Annotated in this window: 8 protein-coding genes; 2 read left to right on the top strand and 6 right to left on the bottom strand. The window is 74.2% G+C overall.

The genetic code is table 11. The features are described from left to right. The 4 genes from ACFVGO_RS37945 to rimP all read right to left on the bottom strand — a co-directional run. The coding region (locus ACFVGO_RS37945) for a translation initiation factor IF-2 N-terminal domain-containing protein (protein ID WP_380636739.1) at positions 1 to 519 on the bottom strand (519 nt) is incomplete at its 3' end. Between the two features lie 228 nt (positions 520 to 747). Further along, positions 748 to 990 (bottom strand): YlxR family protein, encoded by a 243-nt coding sequence (locus tag ACFVGO_RS37940; RefSeq protein WP_359909151.1) that lies wholly within the window; start codon positions 988 to 990, stop codon positions 748 to 750. A 127-nt stretch (positions 991 to 1,117) separates the two neighbouring features. Then, complete coding sequence (gene nusA, locus ACFVGO_RS37935; RefSeq protein ID WP_359909154.1) at positions 1,118 to 2,119, bottom strand: transcription termination factor NusA; 1,002 nt, start codon at positions 2,117 to 2,119, stop codon at positions 1,118 to 1,120. Positions 2,120 to 2,174: 55 nt separating this feature from the next. Beyond that, positions 2,175 to 2,711, bottom strand: a complete 537-nt coding sequence (rimP, locus tag ACFVGO_RS37930; RefSeq protein ID WP_359909157.1) for a ribosome maturation factor RimP — start codon at positions 2,709 to 2,711, stop codon at positions 2,175 to 2,177. Positions 2,712 to 2,994: 283 nt separating this feature from the next. Between rimP and ACFVGO_RS37925 the strand changes: the two genes are divergently transcribed. After that, the gene (locus tag ACFVGO_RS37925) at positions 2,995 to 3,918 is read left to right on the top strand and encodes a ferritin-like domain-containing protein (RefSeq protein ID WP_380636738.1); all 924 of its coding nucleotides are present in this window, start codon (positions 2,995 to 2,997) and stop codon (positions 3,916 to 3,918) included. Positions 3,919 to 3,991: 73 nt separating this feature from the next. Further along, the gene (locus tag ACFVGO_RS37920; protein WP_380636736.1) at positions 3,992 to 4,909 is read left to right on the top strand and encodes an aminoglycoside phosphotransferase family protein; all 918 of its coding nucleotides are present in this window, start codon (positions 3,992 to 3,994) and stop codon (positions 4,907 to 4,909) included. Between the two features lie 35 nt (positions 4,910 to 4,944). Here the strand turns inward: ACFVGO_RS37920 and ACFVGO_RS37915 are convergent, their stop codons facing one another. Further along, on the bottom strand, positions 4,945 to 5,493 hold the full coding sequence (locus ACFVGO_RS37915; RefSeq protein WP_359909165.1) for a GNAT family N-acetyltransferase: 549 nt from the start codon (positions 5,491 to 5,493) through the stop codon (positions 4,945 to 4,947). A gap of 91 nt (positions 5,494 to 5,584) precedes the next feature. Next, positions 5,585 to 6,460, bottom strand: a complete 876-nt coding sequence (locus ACFVGO_RS37910) for a GNAT family N-acetyltransferase (protein WP_380636742.1) — start codon at positions 6,458 to 6,460, stop codon at positions 5,585 to 5,587. Between the last annotated feature and the right edge of the window lie 91 nt (positions 6,461 to 6,551).

Here is a 6,551-nt window from a genome sequence, read left to right as displayed (position 1 = left end):
CGACTGGCCCCCCCCGTATTCTTGCCCTTTGGGGCGTGGGTCTGGGGGGGCTGGACGCGGGGCACAACCGGTGGGGACTGGGGGGGAAACCTCGTCCACGGCCCCCCCCGGGGCCGCCGGAGCGGCGGGACGTGCGGCCGGGCGCGGGCCCGGGGTCGGCGCACCCGGAGCCGGCGTGGCCGGCTTCGGGGCGGCGGGGGCGGCCGGCGCGGCGGCAGCCGGGGTCGGACGGGGACCAGGGGTCGCGCTGGGGCGCGGACCCGGGGTCGGGGCCCCCGGCTTCGGGGAACCCGAGCCGGCGGCGGGGGAGGGCGCCGCGGACTTCCGCGGGCCCGGCTTGGCGGCGGAACCACCAGTGGGGGCAACACCAAGCGCGTCAGTCAGCTTGCGCACGACCGGCGCCTCGATCGTCGAGGACGCCGAACGGACGAACTCACCGAGCTCGGTGAGCTTGGCCATGACGGCCTTGCTCTCCAAGCCAAGCTCCTTGGCGAGTTCATAAACCCGGACCTTAGCCACTTCACTCCTGTCTATGAGTCCGGGGGTCTCGTCCGCCGGACTGTCGCTACTTCATGGGCGTACCCATCGCGTACTCATCGCGTACTCATCGAGAGCTCATCGCAATCTCGACCTACTTCCACATCGCGAGGTACCTGACTGGTGCACGGCGCGCGGCTTCCCGAGCGCTGTGCTTGTTGCGGTGGTTCTCCGCCGCGCGAGCGGCGGCCGTCGCGGGAGGCGGCCCTGCTACGAGGCTTCGCCCGCCCGCTCCCCGATGAACCCGCGGAGCCGCTCGGTGTCGAGCGCGCCCTGGAGCCGGAAGGCCCGGGGGAACGCCCGACGGCGGACCGCGAGGTCGAGGCAGGTCGGATCGGGGTGCAGATGAGCGCCCCGGCCCGGGAGTGCGCCACGGGGATCAGGGACGCACTCGCCCTCGACCGCCGTGACACGCAACAGCTGGTGCTTGGCCGCGCGCTTGCGGCAGCCCACGCAGGTGCGTTCCGGGCGTGCTCGGACATGCGTCCGGCCAGACGAAGGCAAGTCTACCCCTCCGAAGCGACATGGCGCCGCCCCGCCGAACCCGGAGGACCGGCGGGGACGCCGACGACGACACTGATTACCGGGCCTGCGCTTCCTCGGCCTGGCCCTCGGTGTCCGGACGGATGTCGATCCGCCAGCCGGTCAGGCGCGCGGCCAGGCGGGCGTTCTGCCCCTCCTTGCCGATCGCCAGCGACAGCTGGTAGTCCGGCACGATCACCCGGGCGGAGCGCTGGGCGGCGTCCACGATCTCCACGCTGGTCACCCGCGCGGGCGACAGGGCGGCGGCCACCATCTCCCGGGGGTCCTCGGACCAGTCGACGATGTCGATCTTCTCGCCGTGCAGCTCGCCCATCACCGCGCGCACCCGGGAGCCCATCGGGCCGATGCAGGCGCCCTTGGCGTTCAGGCCCTGGCGGCGCGACCAGACCGCGATCTTGGTCCGGTGGCCGGCCTCACGGGCGATCGCCGCGATCTCCACGCTGCCGTCCGCGATCTCCGGGACCTCCAGCGCGAACAGCTTCTTCACCAGGCTCGGGTGGGTGCGCGACAGCGTCACCGAAGCACCGCGCACACCCCGGCGCACGGCCACCACGTAGCACTTCAGCCGGGTGCCGTGCCGGTAGTCCTCGCCCGGGACCTGCTCCTGCGGCGGCAGGATGGCCTCCAGCTTGCCGATGTCGACCAGCACGTTCTTCGGGTCGTTGCCCTGCTGGACGACACCGGTGACGATGTCGCCCTCCTTGCCCGCGTACTCACCGAAGGTCTGGTCGTCGGCGGCGTCGCGCAGGCGCTGCATCATCACCTGGATGCCGATGCTGGACGCGATCCGGCCGAAGCCGTTCGGGGTGTCGTCGAACTCCTTCGGCTCGACGCCCTCGTCCAGCTCCGCCGGGTCCTCCATGGCCCACACGGTGACGTGGCCGCTCTTGCGGTCCAGGTTCACCCGGGCCCGGCGGCGCGAGCCCTCGGTGCGGTGGTACGCGGTGAGGAGGGCGGACTCGATGGACTCGACCAGCAGGTCGAAAGGGATGTTCTTCTCGTTGACCAGCGTGCGCAGGGCACTCATGTCGATGTCCACGGCTACGCCTCCTCGTCTTTCGTCACGTTCGTCATGGTCGTACGGCACCCGGGGGTCACTCGGCGCCGTCCTCCCCCTCGTCGAAGTCCGCGGCCTCGTCCAGGAGCTCGTCGTCCTTGCGGTTGAACTCGACCTGGACGCGCGCCCGGGTCACCTCCGCGTACGCCAGACGGCGCTCCTTCGGACGGCCGCGCCCCTTCACCGGCTGCACCTCGACCAGTGCGCCGTCCTCGTCGGCCTCCAGCACCCGGGCGACGATCTCCCCGCCGTCCACCAGGTGGATCCTGGCCAGCCGACCCTCGGCGCGCTGCCAGTGCCGGGGCAGGACCAGCGGACGCTCCGCACCCGGCGAGCCGACCTCCAGCAGGTACGCGTCGTCCCCCATCAGGTCCGACTCGTCCAGGGCCTCACCGACCACCCGGCTGAACTCGGCGATGGCGTCCATGTCCACACCGCCGTCGGTGTCGACGTCGATCTGCACCTGCCGGCGGCTGCCCGCCCGAGTGACCCTGACGTCCTCCAGGTCCAGTCCGGCCTGCTCGGCCAGCGGCTCCAGCAACGCTCGCAGCCGGTCGGTGTGGGTGGTGCTCATCCGGGTGGACTCCTCGGCCGCGTCTGCTGTTGTCAGAAGGTCGCCGCGCACCCCCGGTGCCACACCGGAATCACGGCAGCTCGGCCCAAAGCCTATCCGGTCAAGCCCCCAACCACCGATTCCTGACCTCCCCCGGCCGCCCGCACACCACCCACTGCGAGCAACCTCACACCCGGCCCGGCATCCCCGAACCGGACCCGGGAACGTGGGGATTCTGTAATCATTCACGCCAACGAGGGCTGGCGGGGAGGCCGTCCTCCCGTACCCGCCCGGAGCGCCCCCGATGCAGCCGCCCAGCCGACGGACCCTCCTGGCCCTCGGACTGCTCACCACCCTCACCGCCTGCACCGCCTCCGTCGGCGACCGGCACGCCGACCCCGCCCCGCCCCGCGACCCGGACACCCCGGTCCGACTGCGCGCGATCGCCGCCACCGACCTCCTGCTCGGCGCCTACGACAACCTGCTCACCGTCCCGGGCGCCCGGACCGCCCTGCTCCAGCCCCTGCGCGACGACACCGTCCAGCACCGCGCCGCCCTCGTCCAGGGCCTGCCGAGCGCGAGCCCCTCCCCCACCAGCACCCCGTACCGCTCCCTCCCCACCCTCCCCGAGCTGGCCCTCATGGAGCACCGGACCGCCGAGGCCCACCTCCACGACCTCGACGAGGTCGGCCCGCCCCTGGCCCGGCTGCTCGCCTCCGTCTCCGCCTCCAACGCCCTGCACGCCGCGGCCCTCGGCGACACCACCCCCGTCCTGACGCCCGACGCCGTCGCCGAAGGCACCCCCGCCGGCAGAGCCGCCGCCGTCCCCGCCCTCCAGGCCGCCCTCGGCGCCGAACACGCCGCCGTCTACGGCTACGGCGTCGTCGGCGCCCACTTCCCCGACGACCCCCAACGCGCGGACGCCCGCACCACCCACGCCGCCCACCAGGCCCAGCGCGACGCCTGGCAACGCCTCCTCGGCACCCTCACCGCCGCCCCCACCCCCGCCGCCGGCGGCTACCGGCTCCCCTTCCCCGTCACCTCCCCCACCGACGCCGCCAAGCTCGCCGTCCACCTGGAAACCCGCCTGACCACCGCCTACGCCGACCTGGTCCCCGCCGTCCCCGCCCCCTACCGCCTCCTCGCCGCCACCGCCCTCCGCGAAGCCACCCTGCGCGCCCACCACTGGGGCGCCCCCGCCACCCCCTTCCCCGGCACCCCCGGCTGACCCTGAGCCCCCGCGCCCGGAAGCCGGCACCCTCCCGAGCGCCCCCGCCCTCCCAAACCCCGACAATGGACCCATGTCGGGAGCCGAACCCACCATCACCGTCCCCACCTGGCTGACGAACACCGTCACCGCCACCCATGGCGAGGCCGGCCGCCAATGGCTGGCCGACCTCCCCGCGAAGGCCGCCACCCACCTCGCCGCCTGGAACCTCACGCTCGAACGGATCCTCGACCCCGGCGGCAGCCTCAGCCTCGTCGCGTACGTCCACCGCGACGACCTCTCCCCCGCCGTCCTCAAGATCGGCCTGCCCACCCCCGAGACCGCCCAGGAGCACACCGCCCTCGCCCACTGGGCGGGCCGCGGAGCCGTCCTCCTGCTCGACGCCGTCCCCACCGAGGGGGTCCTCCTGCTCGAACGCCTCCACGGCGAGATCCCGCTGCGTTCCCTCGCCGAGCCCAAGGCCGCGCTGGAGGCCACCAGCCTGCTGCACCGGCTCTGGACGGAGCTCCCCGAGGGCCACCCCTTCCCCGCCGCCGCCCAGCGGATCGCCGCCGCCGCCCGCCTCGCGGAACACCCCCACCCCGCCGCGGCCGAAGCGCGGCAGCTGATCGCCGGGGCCCTGGACACCGCCCGGAGCCTGGCCGACTCCGCCGACGAGTCCTTCCTCCTGCACGGCGACTTCCACCACGGCAACGTCCTGGCCGCCGACCGGGCCCCCTGGCTGGCCGTCGACCCGAGCCCGCTGGCCGGCGAGCGCGCCTACGACCTGGCCCGTCTCGCCCTGGACCGCGCCGACACCCTGCTCGGCTCCCCCGGCGCCCCCGCGGCCGTCCGCCGCCGTCTGGGCCGGCTCGCCGAGTCCCTCGAGGTCGACCGGGAGCGCCTGCGCGGCTGGACCCTCTTCCGGGCCGTCGACCTCGCCCTCCGCGCCCTCGCCGCGGACCGCCGCGAGGACGCCGAGCTACACCTCGAATTCGCCGACTCCCTCTGACCCCAAGGCCCTTGAGGCCAAAGGCACTTGGGCTGCTAGGCCCCGGTTCCCCGCAGGGGCAGCCGGGCCCCCATCACCGCGTACAGCCGGTCCGTCGCCGGGAACCGCACCGCCCGCGCCAGGTCCTGGTACCCCAACGCCCGGTACAGCCGCCGCGCCGGCGTCTCCGCGTCGATCGCCGAGAGGATGCTCCGGTCCAGGCCCGACGCCTCGCACAGGGTCCGGATGATCCGCGAGCCGACCCCCTGCCCCTGGAACTCCGGCAGCACGTGCAGCTCGGTGACGGCGAAGACCCTGTCCAGCCAGTCCCCGTACCCGCGGGCGGCCAGGTAGGGCTCGATCACCGTGCTCCACCAGTGCTCCCGCTGGTTGGGCATCCCGTACCCGAACCCGACCAGCTGCCCCCCGCTCATCGCCCCCAGCGCGATCACCCCCGGCTGCTGGGCGTGCCGCCCCACGATGTGCAGCCGTACCGCGACCTCCTCGGGCGTCAGCCCGAACGCCACCGCCTGGACCTCCAGCGCCTGCGGCGCCCAGGCCGCAAGGTCGATGGCCTCGATCGTCACCCCGGTCAGCTGATCCATGCTCCGGACGTTACTACCCGTGGCCCTGCGGCGCGGCCGAAGATCCCAACAGCACCTCGCGCACCGCGCCCGCCCCGCCCGGGCCTCCCCCTCAGAACAGCACGCTCATGAACGCCCCGACCTCCCGGAACCCCACCCGCCGGTACGCGGCCCGGGCCCGCAGGTTGAAGTCGTTGACGTACAGCGACGCCACCGGCGCCACCTCCCGCAACGCGACGTCCAGGACCGCCGCCATCCCGGTCTCGGAGAGCCCCTGCCCCCGGTGCCCCGGAGCGACCCAGACCCCCTGGATCTGACAGGCCCCCTCCGTCACCGCCCCGATCTCCGCCTTGAAGACGACCTGCCCGTCCTCCCCGAACCGCGCGAACGACCGCCCGGCGGACACGAGTTCGGCCACCCGGGCCTGGTAGAGGAGCCCGCCGTCCCCCGCCAGCGGCGACACCCCCACCTCCTCGGTGAACATCGCCACGCAGGCCGGCATCAGCGCCTCGACCTCGTCGCGCCGCACCCTGCGCACCAGCGGATCCGGCGCGATCTCCGCCGACGGCACCGAGGTCGCCAACAGCGGCTGATGCGCCCGCACGTCCCGGGCCGGCCCCCAACTGCGCTCCAGCAGCGCCCAGAAGGCCGCCGTGGCCGCCGCCGGCCCGACGATCGAGGAGCAGCGCCGCCCCTGCCGGCGGGCCCGCTCCGCGAACGCCGCGACCGCCTCCGACCCGGCGTCGACGAGGACCAGGTTCGCCCCGGCGTAGCAGAGCGCGTCCAGCACGCCGTCCCCGTCGTACCAGCCCCACAACTCCCCGCCGAGCCGCCACGGGTCCAGCCCGACGGCCTCGACCCTGGTGGCGACGAACGCGTTGGCGACCGGGTCGCGGTGGAGGACCTCCAGGGCGTCCGGGAGGTCCGGCGGCTCCAGCACGCGGGTGGTGGCCAGGGCCCGGGCGGCCTGGAAGGAGCTCGGGAGCATCACACCTCGATCGAGCATCGAGACAGCACCTCACTGAGACGACTCTGGCCGCACCCTACTCCGTGGCCCCACCCGGCTACGGCCGCGGGGC

The sequence above is a fragment of the Kitasatospora sp. NPDC057738 genome, from assembly GCF_042798815.1.
Taxonomy (GTDB): Bacteria; Actinomycetota; Actinomycetes; order Streptomycetales; family Streptomycetaceae; genus Kitasatospora; species Kitasatospora lactacystinica.
Note: the sequence above shows the minus strand (reverse complement) of the source record. Positions and strands in the feature narration are given on the sequence as shown.